Annotated in this window: 14 protein-coding genes; 5 read left to right on the forward strand and 9 right to left on the reverse strand. The window is 63.8% G+C overall.

What is annotated here, in order from left to right; all coding sequences use genetic code 11:
- Positions 1 to 63: 63 nt before the first annotated feature.
- The 5 genes from G442_RS0110190 to tldD all read right to left on the reverse strand — a co-directional run bounded on the left by G442_RS0110190 (position 64) and on the right by tldD (position 6,181).
- Positions 64 to 990 (reverse strand): 2-hydroxyacid dehydrogenase, encoded by a 927-nt coding sequence (locus tag G442_RS0110190; protein WP_026397917.1) that lies wholly within the window; start codon positions 988 to 990, stop codon positions 64 to 66.
- A 132-nt stretch (positions 991 to 1,122) separates the two neighbouring features.
- Positions 1,123 to 2,151: a recombinase RecA gene (gene recA, locus G442_RS0110195; RefSeq protein WP_026397918.1), complete on the reverse strand. Its 1,029-nt coding sequence runs from the start codon at positions 2,149 to 2,151 to the stop codon at positions 1,123 to 1,125.
- A gap of 250 nt (positions 2,152 to 2,401) precedes the next feature.
- Positions 2,402 to 3,040, reverse strand: a complete 639-nt coding sequence (locus G442_RS0110200; protein WP_035376462.1) for a CPBP family intramembrane glutamic endopeptidase — start codon at positions 3,038 to 3,040, stop codon at positions 2,402 to 2,404.
- 122 nt (positions 3,041 to 3,162) lie between these two features.
- The gene (locus G442_RS0110205) at positions 3,163 to 4,512 is read right to left on the reverse strand and encodes an O-antigen ligase family protein (protein WP_084440502.1); all 1,350 of its coding nucleotides are present in this window, start codon (positions 4,510 to 4,512) and stop codon (positions 3,163 to 3,165) included.
- Between the two features lie 166 nt (positions 4,513 to 4,678).
- A complete protein-coding gene (gene tldD / locus G442_RS0110210) occupies positions 4,679 to 6,181 on the reverse strand; it encodes a metalloprotease TldD (RefSeq protein WP_035376463.1) in 1,503 nt (500 codons plus the stop codon).
- A 624-nt stretch (positions 6,182 to 6,805) separates the two neighbouring features.
- On the opposite strand from tldD, the gene treF reads away from it, so the two are divergent.
- Positions 6,806 to 8,740 carry an alpha,alpha-trehalase TreF gene (treF, locus tag G442_RS21790; protein ID WP_084440503.1) on the forward strand — a complete coding sequence of 645 codons (1,935 nt, stop codon included), beginning with the start codon at positions 6,806 to 6,808 and terminating at the stop codon, positions 8,738 to 8,740.
- A gap of 171 nt (positions 8,741 to 8,911) precedes the next feature.
- On the opposite strand, the gene dnaJ is transcribed toward treF, so the two are convergent.
- The 3 genes from dnaJ to G442_RS21795 all read right to left on the reverse strand — a co-directional run bounded on the left by dnaJ (position 8,912) and on the right by G442_RS21795 (position 12,957).
- Positions 8,912 to 10,051: a molecular chaperone DnaJ gene (gene dnaJ / locus G442_RS0110225; RefSeq protein ID WP_026397922.1), complete on the reverse strand. Its 1,140-nt coding sequence runs from the start codon at positions 10,049 to 10,051 to the stop codon at positions 8,912 to 8,914.
- Between the two features lie 174 nt (positions 10,052 to 10,225).
- A complete protein-coding gene (gene dnaK, locus G442_RS0110230; RefSeq protein ID WP_026397923.1) occupies positions 10,226 to 12,127 on the reverse strand; it encodes a molecular chaperone DnaK in 1,902 nt (633 codons plus the stop codon).
- A gap of 203 nt (positions 12,128 to 12,330) precedes the next feature.
- Positions 12,331 to 12,957, reverse strand: a complete 627-nt coding sequence (locus G442_RS21795) for a nucleotide exchange factor GrpE (RefSeq protein WP_051292189.1) — start codon at positions 12,955 to 12,957, stop codon at positions 12,331 to 12,333.
- A 232-nt stretch (positions 12,958 to 13,189) separates the two neighbouring features.
- On the opposite strand from G442_RS21795, the gene G442_RS0110240 reads away from it, so the two are divergent.
- The 3 genes from G442_RS0110240 to G442_RS0110250 all read left to right on the forward strand — a co-directional run bounded on the left by G442_RS0110240 (position 13,190) and on the right by G442_RS0110250 (position 16,623).
- Positions 13,190 to 13,903 carry a response regulator transcription factor gene (locus G442_RS0110240; RefSeq protein ID WP_026397924.1) on the forward strand — a complete coding sequence of 238 codons (714 nt, stop codon included), beginning with the start codon at positions 13,190 to 13,192 and terminating at the stop codon, positions 13,901 to 13,903.
- Positions 13,904 to 14,131: 228 nt separating this feature from the next.
- Positions 14,132 to 15,760, forward strand: a complete 1,629-nt coding sequence (locus G442_RS0110245) for a stimulus-sensing domain-containing protein (RefSeq protein ID WP_035376499.1) — start codon at positions 14,132 to 14,134, stop codon at positions 15,758 to 15,760.
- A gap of 398 nt (positions 15,761 to 16,158) precedes the next feature.
- Positions 16,159 to 16,623: an urease accessory protein UreE gene (locus G442_RS0110250; protein ID WP_026397926.1), complete on the forward strand. Its 465-nt coding sequence runs from the start codon at positions 16,159 to 16,161 to the stop codon at positions 16,621 to 16,623.
- A 22-nt stretch (positions 16,624 to 16,645) separates the two neighbouring features.
- On the opposite strand, the gene G442_RS0110255 is transcribed toward G442_RS0110250, so the two are convergent.
- A complete protein-coding gene (locus G442_RS0110255) occupies positions 16,646 to 17,692 on the reverse strand; it encodes a COX15/CtaA family protein (RefSeq protein WP_035376500.1) in 1,047 nt (348 codons plus the stop codon).
- A gap of 120 nt (positions 17,693 to 17,812) precedes the next feature.
- On the opposite strand from G442_RS0110255, the gene G442_RS21800 reads away from it, so the two are divergent.
- A complete protein-coding gene (locus G442_RS21800; RefSeq protein ID WP_051292213.1) occupies positions 17,813 to 18,568 on the forward strand; it encodes a TVP38/TMEM64 family protein in 756 nt (251 codons plus the stop codon).
- The last annotated feature ends 123 nt before the right edge of the window (positions 18,569 to 18,691 follow it).

Here is an 18,691-nt window from a genome sequence, read left to right on the forward strand (position 1 = left end):
TTCGTGGATCGCCGCCTTTACCACGAAATGGCGATGGCGCCTCCCCTGTCCGGGCGGTGTTGGTCAGTACCGTTTCGAGCGGTCGACGAGGCCCTCCGGAGGCTGACCGGAGCGATGGCGGCGGATATTGGCGATGATGCTGGCGACGCCGGTGTCCGGGCGGGTGTTGCTGGCGATATGAGGCGTGATGACGACTTGTGGGTGATCCCACAGCGGATCGCTCTCGGGCAAGGGCTCAGGGTCCGTCACATCCAGAATGGCCCACTTCAAATGGCCGGAATCAAGCGCCTCGATGAGATCCTCGCCGACGACCTGAGGGCCGCGGCCTGCGTTTATCAGGGTCGCGCCAGCGGGAAGTTTCGCGAACAGAGTTCGGTTGAACATGCCGCGGGTTTCATCGGTCAGCGGCAGAAGGCAGACAAGGATATCGGTCTGGGCAAGGAATGCGTCGAGGGTGTCGGCACCGTGAAAGACCTGAACTCCGTCAATATCGCGCGGACTACGATTCCAGCCGAGAGTCGGAAAGCCAAGGTTTGCGATCGCCTGCGCGCAAGGGACGCCGAGAGTTCCAAGTCCCATGATCCCGACCCGCGTTTGCGCAGCTTGCCGCTCTGGCCACGTACGCCACACTTGGCCGCGCTGCTGCTGTGCATAGAGCGGAAGATCGCGATGTGCGGACAGCACGAAAGCGACGACATACTCGATCATCCCCTGCGTCAGGCCGGGTTCGATCATGCGCACCAGGCCGACATGGTCGGGCAGCGTGGACAGGTCGAACTGATCGACCCCAGCCCCCAGGGAGAAGACGAGTTTCAGATTTGGGAAACGTGTGGCCAGGTCCGCTTCCGGTTTCCAGAGCGCGACATACTCCACTTGCTCGGGATCGCCGTATTCCGGCCAGTTATGGAATTCCATTTCAGGCATCTGTTCATGGAACAGCTCCCGCCACGTATTTTCGCGATCCTGAAAGGCCTTGAGAACGAAAGACATAATCGACGCTTCTTCCCCTGATGATGCGATGACGAAACGAGCAACATAGCCTCGTTCCGTCAAGGGCGCCTGTTTCAGGGAATGTCGAGGCGGAGGTCCCGGAACGTCTCCGAGCCCCTGCCGCCTTAGCGTTTAGTCTTCGTCGCTGTCTGCATCCGGGCCGGTCATCATGGCTTCAGCCACGACGCCCGCGTGCTCGCGCACTTTGCGCTCGATGTCAGCCGCCATTTCCGGACGGTCGCGCAGGAACTGCTTGGCGTTTTCGCGCCCTTGCCCGATGCGCTGGCTGTCATAGGAGAACCACGCGCCGGATTTCTCGACGACGCCGGCCTTCACGCCCAGATCGATCAGCTCGCCCATCTTGCTGACGCCTTCGCCATACATGATGTCGAATTCGACCTGACGGAACGGCGGGGCCATCTTGTTCTTGACGACCTTTACGCGCGTTTGGTTGCCGACGACCTCGTCCTTGTCCTTGATCGCGCCGATGCGACGGATGTCCAGCCGGACGGAGGAGTAAAACTTGAGCGCGTTGCCGCCTGTCGTGGTCTCGGGGTTTCCGAACATCACGCCGATCTTGAGGCGGATCTGATTGAGGAAGATCAGCAGCGTGTTCGAGCGTGCGACCGTGCCTGTGAGTTTGCGAAGCGCCTGACTCATCAGACGGGCATGCAGGCCGACATGGCTGTCGCCCATGTCGCCCTCAAGCTCGGCGCGCGGGACGAGCGCGGCGACGCTGTCCACCACGAGTACGTCGATGGCGCCGGAGCGGACCAGCGTGTCTGCGATCTCAAGCGCCTGCTCTCCGGCGTCCGGCTGGCTGATCAGGAGATCGTCGACATTGACGCCCAGCTTGCGGGCGTATCCCGGATCGAGCGCGTGTTCCGCGTCGATAAAGGCGCAGGTGCCGCCAAGCTTCTGGGCCTCGGCGATGGCGTGCAGGGCGAGCGTGGTCTTGCCGGAACTTTCAGGTCCGTAGATCTCGACAATACGGCCACGCGGCAGGCCGCCGACGCCAAGCGCGATATCGAGGCCAAGGGAGCCGGTCGAGATTACGTCGGCTGCTTCCTTCGGGCGTTGCCCGAGGCGCATGATCGATCCCTTGCCGAACGCGCGCTCAATCTGGCTAAGCGCCCCGTCCAGGGCCTTCGTCTTGTCCATTTCCACTCCTCGAACCCCGACCGCGACGACGGGTCGCGCCGTCGCCGCCAGTCTCGGCGCCTCCAGCGTCATAACTGCGCTGTCCGCTGACTCTCTCATAAGCCCAGCCCTCCTCGCAATGCGTCCGGCGAGAATTCATCCGCGTCCGCTGCGTGCGACATGCCTCGTTAACTATTTGTTCGCTTCTGTTCTCTTTTGGAACAAAAAAAGAACAAAGACAAGCGAAATGTCGATGAATGCCGAGCGTGGCTCAGCCGTGCTTCCAGGCCGCTCCCGTATAGAAAAACCTGCCCAGCCCGATGGTGAAGATCAGGCAGCCGTAGAGACTGTGTTCGATGCACGCCACCCGCAGATCCCGATGTCGCGCATAGTCTCTCGCGAACAGCAGGCCGCCGATCGTCGTCATGGCTATGGCGATCCAGTTAAGGAACAGAATATGGGCGAAACCGAACGCCAGAGCGCTGGCGGCGACTGTCCCCCTGTCGCCGCCAAACAGCCCGCCATAGCGTCGGAACAGAAACGATCGGTACAGCATCTCCTGCGGCCAGACGGACAGCAGCGGATAAAGAACCATGATCACGAGCCAGAAACCCGGCTTTTCTCGCGGGAGGATGAACAGGGTCTGTGGCGACCAGATCCAGGCGGCGCCCGTGATGAGCGGCGCGAGGACGATGAAACGCAGCAAAGGCGTACGCAATGCGGCGTCGAGTGTCTCATCAGACTGGGGGGCGGATGCACCGCGCTGGCCGAGCCAGGCGAGAGCTGCTGCAGCCCACAGCAGCCCGAACAGAACGCCCGCGCGATGAAGCGCGAGGATCGCCAGAGGTCCTCCGACGAACAGCAACAGGAATTCAGCCGCCCGGCGAATACGCCAGGGTATGCCCGTCATTGCCCGGCCGCCGGCGCAGCGTAATCATTCGCGTACAGGCCACACGAACACGTCCACACAATACGCCCGACCAGAGACCCAATTTCAGACGATCTGCATCGCGGCATCCCGAAGCTCTCCCGTTAAATTCTCCCCGACGCCCGCTCCGGCGTCTCGCCACGCGTCGCCGCCATCGCCCACCCAGCGATCAGGAACACCCACCCACCCGAAGGCAGCGAAAACAGGGCGCTGGTGCTCGCGATCGGCCAGATCGTCACGACGCAGGCCACGAACAGCATTGCGTTCTCTGGCGTCGGGGCGGCGGCGGGCGTGATTCTGGACATGCGCTCTGCGCCGCGTGAAGGCAGGAACGGACGTGCGATCAGGCGCAGCCAGCACAGGATCATCGCCACGAGCAACGCCAGCCCCGGAAGCCCTGCCGCAGTCGCGACCTGCAGATAGTAATTATGCGGATGGATGTTGCAGCCGTTTTCCGCAGGTCCGACGAAGGGAATGTCGAACTGCGGCAGGCCATGGAAATACTGCGGGTCAAGGCAATGAAACCGGAACCCGTCGAACCCGACGCCCAGCATGGGGTGCTCGGCGACCATCACGGCCGCGCGCGTATAGATCTGACCATAGGGGCTGGCTGTGAAGTGACTGATCTGATCGGCGAATTTTATGACCAGCTTACTATAGGTCGGTGGGGAGATCACCGGCAGCGCCGCCAGCACGACGCCGCCGAGACCGAGGGCGGCGATCACGGGCAGACGCATGCGACGTACGAGCAACGCTGTCAGCAGCAGCCCGGCCACCATCAGCAGATTCGCCATGCGCTGTCCGATCAGGATCATGGTGGCGATGAGCAGCAATAGCCCGGTGAGGCCGACCAACCTTGATCGCCATGTATCACGAGCCAGAAGCCGCAACATCACCGGCATCGCGCCGGGAAACATCACCATCAGCAGGGCGTTGCCCGCGCGCGGCTTCAGAAACGGCCCGGTCAGGGCTCCGTCGCCCCAGCGGCCGTAGCCAAGGGCATTGTACCCGGTCAGGTACTGCTGCCAGCATTCCAGCACGGTCCAGCCGGCCAGCGCCGCGCAGACGCCTGCCGCAGCGCCGCGCGCCCTGCGCCCGGCCAGAGTCCAGAAGGAAGCTGCTGCGGCGAACAGAAAGAACCGGACGCTCAGGACGCCCTGAATCGCTGAGGACGCAGGCCCTGCCAGAACCGACGACACGACGATCACGCCCCAGAGCGCCAGCCCGAATTGCAGCCAGCGAGCCCGCAGCCATGACCAGTCGCGCAAAGCTGCGCTTCGCAGTACGAAAAGAACGGTGACGACGGAGACTACCGCATCCGACAGGGCGCGGGTGCGAAACAGCAGGATCGGCAACAGGATTGTCGCTGGAATAGCGATAACCCCGAGTAACCGTGAGAGCCCGACTGCTATAGGGCCGGGCGAGGATCGATCTGGTCTGAACGTCGCTCTCATGACCGTTTGTCAGCCGCGATATCCGGCGCAAAAGAGAGCGAATGGATCATGGATAACGTGGCTCCGGCTGCGGAGAAATTGCCGAGACGCGGGACGGCGAAGCAACGCCATCCCGTCTAGGTGGAAAGTTTGCAGGAGAAAGGAAACCGAAAAGACGGCCGGCCTGTCAGCCGACGGTGCCGCCGACGGTAAGCCCCGTCATCTTCAACGTCGGTTGTCCGACGCCGACAGGCACGCCCTGCCCGGACTTGCCGCATGTGCCGATCCCGGGATCGAGCGCGACATCGGAGCCGATCATCGACACTTTGGTCATGGCGTCCGCGCCGTTGCCGATCAGCGTCGCGCCACGGACTGGGGCCGTCACCTTGCCGTCCTCGATCAGATAGGCCTCGGATGTGGCGAACACGAACTTGCCCGAGGTGATGTCCACCTGCCCACCGCCGAAATTGACGGCGTAGAGCCCGCGCTTGACCGAGCGGATCATGTCTTCGGTCGTCGCGTCGCCGCCCAACATCAACGTGTTGGTCATGCGCGGCATCGGGGAGTAGGCGTATGACTGCCTCCGTCCGTTGCCGGTCGGCGCGACGCCCATCAGACGCGCGTTCATGCGGTCTTGAATGAAGCCGGTCAGGATGCCGTCCTCGATCATGACGGTGCGCCCGGACGGCGTGCCTTCGTCATCAACGGTCAGGCTGCCGCGACGATCAGGCAGCGTGCCGTCGTCGATCACCGTGACGCCTGGGCTTGCGACGCGCTTGCCGACCAGTCCGGCGAACATAGAGGTGCCCTTGCGGTTGAAGTCGCCCTCAAGGCCGTGACCGACGGCTTCGTGCAGAAGAATGCCCGGCCAGCCGGAACCGAGCACGATCTCCATTTCACCGGCCGGCGCCGGACGCGCGTCGAGATTGACCAGCGCCATCCGCAGCGCTTCGTCCACCGCGTCGCGCCAGACATTGGGCGTGAGCACCCGCGTGATGTCGAAGCGGCCGCCCTGCCCGTGGGAGCCGCTCTCGCGTCGTCCGTCCTTCTCCACAACCACGGAGACGTTCAACCGAACCAGAGGCCGCAGGTCGGCCACGCGCTGTCCGTCGGCGCGGATGATCTGCACCGCCTGCCACTCGGCGCTGAGAGACGCCATGACCTGCACGACCCGGGAGTCCTTGCCGCGCGCATAAGCGTCGATCTCGCTCAGAACTCCGGCGCGCACGCTGAAATCGGTGTCGTGCAGCGGGTTAAGGTCGCTGTACAGGCGCGTGTTGGTGGCGCGCGGGGGATCGGCGCGGACGCCGGAGCGGCCTGCACGCACCGCGCGGACCGTCTCGCCCGCGCGCAGCAGCGACTCTTCACTGATTTCATCGGAATGCGCGAAACCGGATTCTTCGCCCAGCACGCTGCGCAGCCCGAAACCGGCGCTGGTGTTGAAGGATGCGGTGCGGATGACGCCATCTTCGAGCGATACGCCCTCGCTCTCGCGGTATTCGAGGAAGAGTTCCCCGTCGTCCATGCCTTCCAGCGCGCTCGCCGTGAGCGTTTCTGCGGCTGAACGATCCAGTCTGGCGCCTGCCCGCTCGAAAAACAGACGGTCGGTCGTGGCCAGCGCGCCGAGAGGGTCGGTTCGGTTCACGGAGCGACCGCTATCCGGGTTCGGGCTTGAAGATGCGGATGACATAGGCGAGACTCCCGAACTGCTGACCGACGCCGCGATCCGTCACGTCGGACGTCCGAGGCTGGGGGGCGAATGCAAATCATAGCCGCTTTCGCCGATCTCGGAAGACCTGTCGCGGAAAGCGCCCCCTGTATGCGCAAGCGAACCCGGCGCCGGCTTTCAGCGCTCGCTGGATGCAACTCTACGATCATCGACTCATTGTTTCGTAACATGCATATGAGCGGCGAGATCTCGCCATGCAAGATTCGGTTCTTGTTCGGGCTGGCGGAATAAGGAGTCCTTTTGACAGTCAGACTCTTCGGACGTTCAGTTCCCTCACAAACATGCGTATCCCCCGCCCGCATTGCGCTACGCGCAACCCTGCAGGCGTGCCTGCTGGCCGGGGGCGTTTTTGCGCTGGACGCCACCTTGGGATCGGTATACGCGAACGCCGCGCCGACAGACGACCCTAGCGACGCCCGGAATGCCTCTCGCGCCGACGTATCCGCCACGCCGTCCACAGACTTTTCTCAAACACAGGTCGCTCCGGACGGAACGCCCCGTTCGTCAAATGGTAACGATGCTTCCGGCAGGCTGACGCCGGGAAATAACCCGACAACATTCACTGCCCCCGAGATTGAGCCGCCCATGGAGCAAACCCGTGAGAAAGACAGCGCAACCGGGGACGGTCCCGCCTCCGCGTATCCGCACCTTTCGTCTCGCGGAGCTCCCTCAAGTCAAAACCAGCCGCCTTCCACGCAAGATGACGAAGTCCTGCTGATACATCCGACAATCATCCCCGCGCCGCAATCGACGACGCATGTCGATGCGCAGCAGGATTTGCGTCCGCCGTCCATCGCGCTGGACGGGCTGTTCGCCGCGATCGGTCAGGCCCGGATTTTCACTGACGCCAAGGCCGCCGCCGACGCTTATCCAAACCATCCGCCTTCAGAGATTTTGAAAGCCTGGCGTGAGCAGAGGGACGAGCCGGGTTTCGATCTCAAGACCTTCGTCGCAACCTATTTCACGACGCCGGAGTTCACCTCGGCGGCTTATCAGCGTACGCCGGGCGAAAACGTGCGGGATTATATCTCCGGCATGTGGAACGTTCTGACCCGCGAGCCAGACCGGCAGATTCCATGGTCGTCGCAGTTGCCGCTGCCGAAGAAATACGTGGTGCCCGGAGGGCGTTTCAGCGAAATCTATTACTGGGACAGCTACTTCACGATGATCGGCCTGTACGAGGACGGTCGGATCGATCTGATGCGCTCGACCCTTGAAGATCTGGCCTCGTTGATTGATCGTTACGGCCACATCCCGAACGGCAGCCGAACCTATTATCTCAGCCGCTCGCAGCCGGCTTTCTTCGCCATCATGCTGGATCTGCTGGCCGGCCATGATGGGCAGGTCGTTTACACGCGTTTTCTGCCTGAACTGCAGCGCGAATACGATTACTGGACAGACGGAGCTTCGACTTTGGAGCCCGGCCACGCCTGGCGGCATGCAGTTCGCCTTCCCGACGGCACGTTGATGGTGAGGCCGTGGGACGATCTCGACACCCCGCGCGACGAGAGTTACCCCGAAGACATCGCCACGGCTGCGTCTACGTCTCGTCCATCGCACGAAGTGTGGCGAGATCTTCGCGCAGGCGCTGAAACCGGCTGGGATTACTCTGCCCGCTGGCTCGCCGATCACCACACGCTGTCCACGATCCACACCACGGATCTGGTGACCATCGAGATGAACTGCACCGTGGCGCATCTCGCGCAGACGCTGGCCCACGCCTACGAACTTGCGGGCGATCAGGGAAAAGCCACCCGTTATGGCGCTGACGCCAAGGCGCGTGTCACCGCTCTCAGGAAATATCTGTGGGATCCGGAGCGCGAAGCTTTCTACGACTATGACTGGAAGCAAGGGAAGCGGACAGACGTTCTTTCAGCCGCGACCGCTATGCCGTTGTTCCTGCATCTGGCGACTGACGAGCAGGCTCACGCCGTGGCCCACACATTGCGGACGAAACTGCTGAAGGTTGGCGGCCTCGTCGCGACGGATATCACCAGCGGCCAGCAATGGGACGCTCCGAACGGTTGGGCGCCGCTGCAATGGATGGCGGTAAAGGGGCTTAATCAATACGGGGAAGAGGCGCTTGCGGAGGATATCGCCCGCCGCTGGATGGCCCGTGTAATCGGGACGTATGAAAAAAGCGGCGTTCTTTTGGAGAAATACGACGTCGTGGCCCCAGAGATCAGTCCTACTGGGGGAGCGGGCGGTGGTGAGTATCCCATGCAAGTCGGCTTTGGGTGGACCAACGGCACCCTGCTCGGTTTGATGAACCGCTACCCCCGGAACGCGCGGCAGGTTCTCGACAGGAATCCGCTGTCGGACCAGATGTCGAAAGCGGCTGAAACGTCTGGCGGCGTGGCGACCGAGACGCCGTCGATCAAGACCGAGGCCAAACCGACGCTCAAGAAGGTGGGGACGCCGGAAGAGCGGGCGCATGCCGAAATGCATCCCGTCGCAGGAGTTCCGCCCAGTCATGAAGCGCGGGAGAGGTTGGGTGATGGACCGTCCTCCGGTCCGTGATAGGCCTTTGTCCTGGATGAAGCTGAATCTGTAGCGATGCTCTCGCGATTCGGTTGATTGTCTGGTGAAGGTCGTGATCAGAAGTTATTTTTTGGTTTTCCCGAAAGCTCGACTGCGTATTGCAGTTGCATGAGGGCTGGAACGCCTGCAATGCGCTCCAGCCCATCTGCCTCAGCCCTTCGTCCCGTCGAAAAAATCCTTCACGCGACTGAAGAAACCTGCATGCTCGGGGCTGCCCTTCGTATGTTCGCCCGCCTCGGTCTCGAACTCCTCAAGCAGTTCACGTTGGCGTTTGGTGAGGTTTTGCGGCGTTTCCACCGACACCTGGATATACATATCGCCGCGCGACGAGGAGCGGAGCACCGAAAATCCCTTGCCGCGCAGACGAAAATGCTCGCCATTCTGCGTTCCCGCCGGGATTTTCACGCTGGCGCGGCCACCGTCGATCACCGGAACCTCTATGTCCGCGCCAAGCGCCGCCTGCGCCATGCGCAACGGCACGCGGCAATAGATATTCGAGCCGTCACGCTGGAAAAGTTCGTGCTGGGCGACGCTGATATGAACATACAGATCGCCCGGAGCGACGCCCTTGCCGCCTGACTCGCCTTCGCCGGTCATGCGGATACGGGTGCCGTCTTCGACGCCGGCCGGAATGGCGACGTCAAGCGTGCGGGCGCGCTGCACCGTACCGGCGCCATGGCAGGAAACGCAGGGGTCTTTCACGACACGTCCGGCGCCATGGCAGGTCGGGCAGGGGCGCTCGACAACGAAGAAGCCCTGCTGCGCGCGAACCTTGCCTGCGCCGTGGCAGCTAGGACAGGTTTCGACGCCTGCTTCGCGGTCTTTGGAGCCGGTGCCCTCACAGGCTTCGCACACCACGCGGGTGGTGACAGTGACAGTCTTTTTCACGCCAGAGAACGCTTCGGCGAGCGTAATTTCGACCTGAGTCTGGATGTCCGCGCCAGCGCGCTTGGCGCGGCGTCCGCCGCCCATCATGTCGCCGAACATCTGCTCGAAGATGTCGCCAAGGCCGCCTGCGCCGAACCCGCCGCCGCCATTGAAGTCGAATCCGCCCCCGCCGCCTTCGAACGCGGCGTGGCCATAGCGATCGTAGGCCGAACGCTTCTGGTCGTCTTTCAGGATGTCGTAGGCTTCACTGATCTCTTTGAAGCGATTTTCAGCCGATGCGTCCCCGGGATTGCGGTCCGGGTGGTATTTCATGGCCAGCCGCCGGTACGCTTTCTTCAGCTCGTCCCCGGACGCCTCTCGGGTGACTTCCAGAACGGCGTAATAATCCAGTTTAGTGGCCATAGGATCCTCGTGGGGTCCTCCCTCTTCCGGCTCGATACGGCGGCGAGGGATTGAATGGGATAAAAAAGAAGCGTCCGCCCCGACCGGAGCGGACGCCTTGAACCATGCCGTCGGCGAGCGTCGGCTGGGGCGGCCGACCGGGTCGAAACCCGGTCGATATCAAGACGAACCCGCTCAGGACTTCTTGTCGCTGACGTCCTCAAAGTCCGCATCGACGACCTTGTCGTCGGCATGCGGGGCCGCGCCGCCGGGGGCGCCCTGCGTTTCAGCCTGCTCCGCCTTGTAGACAGCCTCGCCGATCTTCATGGCGGTCTGGGTCAGACGCTCGGTAGCGGACTTCAGGGCCTCGTCGTCCGAGCCTTCCAGAGCCGACTTCACGGCGGCCACGGCGCTCTCCGCATCGGCGCGGTCGGCGGCGGGAACCTTGTCGCCAGCTTCGGACAGGGACTTCTCGACCTGGTTGACCAAGCCTTCGGCGTTGTTGCGCGCCTCGACCCGCTCGCGCTTGGCCTTGTCGGCCGAGGCGTTGGCTTCGGCGTCCTTCACCATCTTCTCGATGTCGGCTTCCGACAGACCGCCGGAGGCCTGGATCTTGATCTGCTGCTCCTTGCCCGTGGCCTTATCCTTGGCCGAGACGGACACGATGCCGTTCGCGTCGATGTCGAACGTCACCTCGATCTGCGGAACGCCACGCGGCGCCGGGGCGATGCCCTGCAGGTCGAAGTTGCCCAGCAGCTTGTTGTCGGCCGCCATCTCACGCTCGCCCTGGAAGACCTTGATGGTCACGGCGTTCTGGTTGTCTTCAGCCGTCGAGAAGGTCTGGCTCTTCTTCGTCGGGATCGTCGTGTTGCGGTCGATCAGACGTGTGAACACGCCGCCCAGCGTCTCGATGCCCAGCGACAGCGGGGTGACGTCGAGCAGCAGGACGTCCTTGACGTCGCCTTTCAGCACCGCGCCCTGAACAGCCGCGCCGATGGCGACGACTTCGTCCGGGTTCACGTTGCGGGCCGGGTCCTTGCCGAAGAACTCCTTAACTGCCTCGATCACCTTCGGCATGCGGGTCATGCCGCCGACCAGAATCACTTCGTCGATCTGCGAAGCCGAAACGCCTGCGTCCTTCAGGGCCGCCTTGCAGGGCTCCATCGTGCGGACGATCAGATCGTCGACGAGGCTCTCCAGCTTGGCGCGGCTCAGCTTGACGACGAGGTGCTTCGGACCGGACGCGTCCGCCGTGATGAACGGCAGGTTGATCTCGGTCTCCTTGGAGGAAGACAGCTCGATCTTCGCCTTCTCCGCAGCTTCCTTGAGGCGCTGCAGAGCCAGCTTGTCGGAACGCAGGTCAATGCCCTGATCGCGCTTGAATTCGTCGGCCAGGAACGAAATGATCCGGTTGTCGAAGTCTTCGCCGCCGAGGAACGTGTCGCCGTTGGTCGACTTCACCTCGATGACGCCGTCGGAGATTTCCAGAACCGAGACGTCGAACGTGCCGCCGCCAAGGTCGTAGACCGCGACGGTGCCGCCGCTCTTCTTCTCAAGGCCGTAGGCCAGCGCCGCCGCCGTGGGCTCGTTGATGATGCGCAGGACTTCAAGACCAGCGATCTTGCCTGCGTCCTTCGTGGCCTGACGCTGGGCGTCGTTGAAGTAGGCCGGGACGGTGATGACCGCCTGCGTGACCTTCTCGCCGAGATACGCTTCGGCGGTTTCTTTCATCTTGCCGAGGATGAAGGCGGAGATCTGCGACGGGGCGTAGCCCTTGCCGCGCGCTTCGACCCATGCGTCGCCGTTGTCGCCCTTGACGATGGAATAGGGGACCAGCCCCTTGTCCTTCTGGACGGTGGCGTCGTCGAAACGACGGCCGATCAGGCGCTTCACGGCGTACAGCGTGTTGGTTGGGTTGGTGACGGCCTGACGCTTGGCAGCCTGTCCGACCAGCATTTCCCCGCCTTCGGTGAAGGCGACCATCGACGGCGTCGTGCGCGCGCCTTCGCTGTTCTCGATAACCCGGTTTTCGTTGCCCTCGCGGATCGCGACGCAGGAATTGGTCGTGCCGAGGTCGATACCGATAACTTTGCTCATGAACTCAATCTCCTCTCAGCGGCGCCCTCCGGCCCGAAGCACCGGATGTCGCCCTTATGATTGCTGTGGCCCGTCCGTAATGCGGCGGACCGTTCAAGCTATTGCGATGTAAGATCGGTTGAGGGGCCTTGCAAGGGCGACGCCGACGGAAAACCTGTCGAAAATCGCCGCACGACGCCTCCAGCCGCTTCCACCGTGGGTGATTACTGCCCGGCTTCCGGCGTCGCCGGAGCGGCACCGTCGCCTTTCGCGACGACGACCATGGCGGGCTTGAGCAGCCGTCCATGGAGCGTCCACGCAGGGGTCCACGCCTGAATCACCGTACCGGGCTCATGCTCGGCGCTCGGCTGCTCGGCCATCGCCTGATGCAGGTTGGCGTCGAACGGCTTGCCAGCGGCGTCGTGACCGACCACGCCATGGCGTTCGAGGATGGAGATGAAGGACCGCTCCGTGCTCTCGATGCCTTCGCGCATCTTGGTAAGGATGCCGTCTTCGCCTTCCGTGGCCGGAGGCAGGCTTGCAAGCCCGCGCCGCAGGTTCTCCGCCGCCTCGACGACGTCGCGGGCGAATTTCTGCACCGCGTACTGCCGGGCGTCGTCCACTTCCCGCTTCGCGCGGGCGCGGAGATTCTGCATTTCAGCCTCGGAGCGGAGCCACTTGTCATGGGCCTCCGCCACTTCGGCCTCCAGCGCCTTGATGCGGGCGGCGGCGGCGTTCATCACGTCATCGCCTGTCTCTGCGGCGGCGTGGGGCTGATCATGTTCTGTGCGGTCGGATTCCGCCTGCTCGGCCGGAGAGCCGACCCCGAAGGTGTCTGCTGTGTTGGTCATGGTGCAAGAATTAGGCATCCTCACCGCGCTCGGCAAGGCGCATGAAGCTCCGAAAACGTGACGAATTCGCGGCGCTCCATTGCGATACCGTCGCGCGCCGCGTTCTCGGGCGCACTCCAAGGTTGCTTCTTAGTAACGAGGCCCCCCATGGTCCATGCGTCCGCGTGCGGCTATGGTCAACCGCAATAGCGGAGGATTGGCCGCGCGGTTTGCGGCCGGGAGATGAGGATACGTGACGGAGACGACGAAGCAGACGATCGCGCTGGTGGACGACGACAGGAACATTCTCGCCTCCGTGCAGATGACTCTGGAGGCGGAAGGATACCAGGTCCGCACCTACACCGACGGGGAGCAGGCGTTGCAGGGAATGGCGGCGCGGCCGGTCGATCTCGCCGTGCTCGACATCAAGATGCCGCGTATGGACGGCATGGAGCTCCTGCAGCGTCTGCGCGCGCGTTCGAATCTGCCGGTGATCTTCCTCTCTTCCAAGGACGAGGAAGTCGATCAGCTGATGGGCCTCAGGCTGGGCGCGGACGACTATATTACCAAGCCGTTTTCCCAACGTCTGCTGATCGAGCGCATCCGCGCGCTGCTGCGGCGCAAGGAGGTCAACCGCGCTGAGGCCGCCGGGGAGAGCGCAGGCAGCACGCTCGTACGCGGCAGCCTGACGCTTGATGAACTGCGTCATCGCTGCCAGTGGCGCGGCGCCGAAATACCTCTCACGGTGACGGAGTTCCTGCTGGTCAAGGCGCTGGCCGCCCGGACGGGTCTGGTAAAGTCCCGTGACCAGCTGATCGACGCCGCCTATGGCGACAATATCTACGTCGATGACCGCACTATCGACAGCCACATCAAGCGTCTGCGCAAGAAATTTCGACAGGTAGACGAGGATTTCAACCAGATCGAGACGCTTTACGGCATCGGCTACCGTTACAAGGAAGACTGAGGCATGGACGCGCCGCGCCCGGGCGGCGACGGCGCCGGTCCGGAGAGGGGCGAACTGGGCGCGCCGGTCCGATCCTCGGCGCGGTCGTCCTCTTTCACCGGGCCGCTTCGCGCCCTGACGAATCTGCTGCGTAAACAATTCTCATCGCGCTCGATAACGCGCCGACGATCGGACCGGCGGGCGGCCGAAGCGCTGGAGGCGTCCGAGCGTCGCCTCGTGTCTCCCCTGATGCGGCGAATACTGTTTGCGAACATGCTGCCGCTGGTCGTCTTTGGCCTGACGCTGCTGTTCCTGAATGAGTTCCGTAACAGTCTGCTGACGGGCGAGGTGCAGGCGCTCCGAGAGCAGGCGCGCATCTACGCTGGAGCGCTCGGTGAGAGCGCCGTCACGCACGCGCCGCGTCCCCGCGGTCGTGGCGGGCGCGACGAGGACGGCGCGACGCCGCTTGGCGAAACCTATCTGCTCGAACCATCTCTGGTCCGGCCGCTGTTGTTGCGTCTGACGGAGCCCAGCCCCAGCGCCGAGGCGCGTATCTACGCGCCGGACGGGCGGCTAGTGGCCGACAGCCGGCAGGAAAAACTGGCGCACCGCGCGCCGGGCAGTCCGCCCTTGCCGCCTGACGAGCAGGACGCGCCGCCCCTGCATCGCAGTTTGCTGGAACGGTTGATAAATTCGGTGATCGGAGAAGCCGACGACGGGCCGCTGACCGAAGACCGCGCTGCTGGAAAATCTGGAACTCGCCCCGGCGCCGACAGCGCGCATGACGAGGTGGAGACGCCGCCTTATATCAGACGCACCGCCAACCGCACGCTGGTCGTAACTGTCGCAGAGCCGGTGATGCATGAGGGGCAGACCGTTGGCGTGATCCAGCTTACCCGCACGGGCGAGGCGGTCGACACGTCTCTGTTCGAGATACGGTCGTCGATCCTGTCGCTGTTCCTGTTGGCGATGGCGATCATGGTGTTGCTGTCCTGGTATCTCTCCCTGACCATCGCGCGTCCGTTGTTGCGGCTGGCGGCGTCCGCGCACGTGATGCGGGAAAGTTCCGGTCGTGCAGGCGCTGTGCCGGGCTGGCTTCTGAACCGCGGCGACGAGATTGGAGACGTCGGGCGCGCCCTGCAGGACAGCGCGCAGGCGCTGTGGGCGCGGATGGACGCGATCGAGCGGTTCGCGGCGGACGTGTCGCACGAAATCAAAAACCCCCTGACCTCGATCCGCTCGGCGATCGAAACGCTCGGCCGCGTCGAGGATGCGGAGCGCCGCCGCCGTCTGCTGACCATCATCGGCGACGACGTGCGTCGACTCGACAGGCTGATCACCGATATTTCGGACGCCAGTCGGCTCGACGCCGAGATGTCGCGCGTCCAGCCTTCTCCGATCGCGGTGGCGCCGCTCCTGTCGTTGCTGGCCGAAATCAATCAATCGACCCGCAAGCCGGGGCAGCCGGAGATCGACGTCTCCGTGGTGGACGACGATCCGGCGCGTCCCCTGCGCGCGCTCGCCGTCGAGGATCGGCTGGTGCAGGTACTTCGCAACCTGATCGGAAACGCCATCTCCTTTTCGCCGCCCGACGGGCATATTCTTCTCGAGGCGAACGCAGCTGGCGCGATGGTGGAAATCGCCGTGTCGGACGAAGGCCCCGGCATCCCGCAGGCAAAACTCGACTCGATTTTCGACCGGTTCTACTCGGAGCGCCCCCAAACCGAGAATTTCGGCCAGCATTCCGGGTTGGGGCTGTCGATCAGCCGTCAGATCATTCAGGCGCTGCGCGGGACGATCCACGCCGATAATCGCGTCGCTTCGGACGGCCGCGTACTTGGGGCCCGGTTCGTCATCCGCTTGCCACGCGTGTCCTGAACTCCGGTGACTGGCCGTTCCGGTCAGCGTTACACGAGGCGACGCCGTGTCGTGCAGCCCTGAACGGCGCGCAGAACATGACGGCGGTGCCTCGGGCGCGGCTACTGTGCTGGTACCGGAGTTCCCGCTGTCCCGGCGAGGCAATATGGCGCTCTCGTGATGCGTGATCCTGTCACAGAGGGCTTGCCAGTCTCCTGAATTGCGCGAACGCTTCGCTACGTTCCGGGCGAATGAAGCCGAAGGCAGGGGATCCTCGTTTACGTTCAAGCCGTGCGGCGTGGTCGCGCGCCGCTGTTTGGCGGGTCTAACTGCGGACGCCGCGAAACGACGAGTGCGTACCGTCAGGACGGCGCTTTGAAGTCTCGTTCTGTTCTTCTTGTGGAGGTTGCGTTCTGACTATGCGCTGCACGACGATTCTTCCAGCCGGCTCCTGGGACGCCGCCACGGCGATCGATGTCTTCACCGCTGATTACGAGGGGCGTCATCGGCGGCGGATGATGCTCGATCTCGACTCAGGTTCTCGCATGTTGCTGGATCTGGAGCATACCCGCCACCTCAAGGACGGCGATGGTCTCAAGCTCGAAACTGGCGGGATAGTGCTTGTCTCGGCGCTGCCGGAATACCTGCTTCGGGTGACGGCGGATACGGCGCATGATTTGCTTCGGGTGTCCTGGCACCTGGGCAACCGGCACCTTCCGGCGGCCATCAGTACCGACGTCATCCTGATCCGCGACGACCACGTCATCGCCGACGTGATCCGTGGCTTGGGGGGCAAGGTGGAGGCGGTGGTCGGCCCGTTCGATCCCGAAACTGGCGCTACGCCCGGGCGCGGCGAGTCCGGGCAGGCGGTTTCAGGACCATGAGGCGAGTCTGAAGCCCGCGCCCTCAGGACGCGCGGCCGACGCCGCGCAGTGCGTGCAGGGTGAACACCGCGACGCTGAGCAGCACCGCTGCAAAAGTCTGGTGCAACGTCGCCACCGGAACCGGCACGACCAGCAGCAGGGTAGTTACGCCCAGCGCATACTGGGCCAGCACGGCCCAGCCCAGCAGAATGACGCCCCGGTGGGCGCGTTCGCCCAGATTGGCGCGAGCCCCGATCAGCAGGACAAGTCCGACGCATAGCGCCGTCAGGGTCGCGAGCAGTCGATGGTCGAATTGCACCGCCGGGATATTGGCGATCCAGTTGAACCAGAACGGCGAGAGCTTTCCATAGCCCTCCGGGATCAACCGCCCCTCCATGAGAGGGAACGTGTTGTAGGAGAATCCGGCATGCGTCCCGGCCGTGAATCCGCCAGCTATGATCGTAAGCGAGATCAGTCCGATGGCCACGGCAAGGATCGCACGCGCGCGACGCCCGGCCTGCCGGTCCGGAATGATCGACGGGCGCGGGAAGCGGATCGACAGCGCTGTCCACAGGATGGCGACGTAGAGGATGAACGCTGCGCTCAGATGCAGCACAAGCCGCACCGGCTCTACGGCCGTGCTGTCCGCGCGAAAGCCCGATGCGACCATGAACCAGCCGATGGCGCCTTGCAGGCCGCCGAGTACGAAAAACAGGGCCAGACGCAGGATCAGGGCGCGGGTCAGGACGCCTGTGGCTGCGAACCAGACCAGCCGAAGCAGCAGATACAGACCGATCATCCGCCCCCAGAAACGATGGGTCCACTCGGCCCAGAAGATTTTCTGGAAGCCGGCGAGCCCGAACCCGTCATGCAGGATTTTGTACTGGGGAATGCCCTTGTAGAGTTCGAACTGTCTTTCCCACTCGGCATGGCTGAGCGGCGGGAGAATTCCCGTGACAGGACGCCAGTCCATGATGGACAGACCGGAGCCCGTGAGCCGCGTCGCGCCGCCAAGCGCGATCATGCCGAGCAGCATGACGCAGATGGTTAACAGCCAGTTCGATACACGTCTTCGGTCGCGCGGCGTCATGCCGTCGAGAGGGATCGAGTCTGAGTCCTGAGCCTTCACGGAGAAGGCGGCTGCTGCGTCGGGCATGAGGCCCTTTACTCCCGCCTTGCAAGCGCGGGCAAGCCGATGCTACGGCGCAGCATGACCAGACCGCCCGACGCGCTCCGCGTCCCACGTCCGGCCGCAGGCCCCGCCGGTCCGCGCGTGCTGCTGCGTCCCGCTCTCATGCTTCTGGCGTTGACCGTCGGCGCGGTCCTGCTGCGTGAGTTTCCGTCGGCCCGCCATATTCTCGACAGTCCGGCGCTTCTGCGCGCCGGCGTCTCTGGACGCGTCGCATTCCTGCTATGCGGCGCGGTCTGGTGTGCGTTCGGGCTCCCCCGTCAGGCGCTCTGTTTCGCCGGAGGGGTCGCCTATGGCGTATGGGAAGGGTCCGTTCTCAGCGTCGCGGCGACTCTGGTCGGGTGCGTGCTTGCGTTTGGCTGGGCGCGCTGGGGCGGCCGGGAGGCTGCGGCGCGCTGGCTTTCCTCTCATGATCCGGCCGCTGCGTCGCAGGGCGGCGGCCTGCGCGCCCGCGTATCGCGCATGGATCGTGCGATCCAGACGCATCCCTTCACGACGATCCTAACGCTTCGGCTGTTGCCGGTCGGCTCCTCCCTTTTGCTCAATATTCTTGCCGGTCTCTCGGGCGCGCGGGTCTTGCCGTTCGCTGCGGCGACAGCGTTGGGGGCGGCGCCGCAAACCGTTGTGTTCGTGTTGCTCGGAGCGGGCGCACAGATTGGGGGCGGCGGTCGGATCGCCGTCGGCTGTTTCCTGTTTGCGGCGTCGGGGCTGCTCGGGTTATGGCTGTTGCGCAGTGTGGGCGAGACGGATCGTCGGGCCCTGAGTTCAGACGTCTGATCCCTTTGAGGCCGCCATCACTCGCGCCACAGTCTGGCGCGATAGCGTTTTGAGGCGTCCGGCCGCAGGAGAATCGATGAATCGGTTCATTGCATCCAGTCCGTTGGGGAGGCGTTGCGCGTG

This window comes from Acetobacter nitrogenifigens DSM 23921 = NBRC 105050 (genome assembly GCF_000429165.1).
Classification (GTDB): domain Bacteria; phylum Pseudomonadota; class Alphaproteobacteria; order Acetobacterales; family Acetobacteraceae; genus Acetobacter; species Acetobacter nitrogenifigens.

Bases quoted from the DNA above. Each gene is read 5' to 3' on its own strand.
- G442_RS0110190 (WP_026397917.1), bottom strand. From the start codon at position 990: ATGTCTTTCGTTCTCAAGGCCTTTCAGGATCGCGAAAATACGTGGCGG.
- recA (WP_026397918.1), bottom strand. From the start codon at position 2,151: ATGGACAAGACGAAGGCCCTGGACGGGGCGCTTAGCCAGATTGAGCGC.
- G442_RS0110200 (WP_035376462.1), bottom strand. From the start codon at position 3,040: ATGACGGGCATACCCTGGCGTATTCGCCGGGCGGCTGAATTCCTGTTG.
- G442_RS0110205 (WP_084440502.1), bottom strand. From the start codon at position 4,512: ATGAGAGCGACGTTCAGACCAGATCGATCCTCGCCCGGCCCTATAGCA.
- tldD (WP_035376463.1), bottom strand. From the start codon at position 6,181: ATGTCATCCGCATCTTCAAGCCCGAACCCGGATAGCGGTCGCTCCGTG.
- treF (WP_084440503.1), top strand. From the start codon at position 6,806: ATGGAGCAAACCCGTGAGAAAGACAGCGCAACCGGGGACGGTCCCGCC.
- dnaJ (WP_026397922.1), bottom strand. From the start codon at position 10,051: ATGGCCACTAAACTGGATTATTACGCCGTTCTGGAAGTCACCCGAGAG.
- dnaK (WP_026397923.1), bottom strand. From the start codon at position 12,127: ATGAGCAAAGTTATCGGTATCGACCTCGGCACGACCAATTCCTGCGTC.
- G442_RS21795 (WP_051292189.1), bottom strand. From the start codon at position 12,957: ATGACCAACACAGCAGACACCTTCGGGGTCGGCTCTCCGGCCGAGCAG.
- G442_RS0110245 (WP_035376499.1), top strand. From the start codon at position 14,132: ATGCGGCGAATACTGTTTGCGAACATGCTGCCGCTGGTCGTCTTTGGC.
- G442_RS0110250 (WP_026397926.1), top strand. From the start codon at position 16,159: ATGCGCTGCACGACGATTCTTCCAGCCGGCTCCTGGGACGCCGCCACG.
- G442_RS0110255 (WP_035376500.1), bottom strand. From the start codon at position 17,692: ATGACGCCGCGCGACCGAAGACGTGTATCGAACTGGCTGTTAACCATC.
- G442_RS21800 (WP_051292213.1), top strand. From the start codon at position 17,813: ATGACCAGACCGCCCGACGCGCTCCGCGTCCCACGTCCGGCCGCAGGC.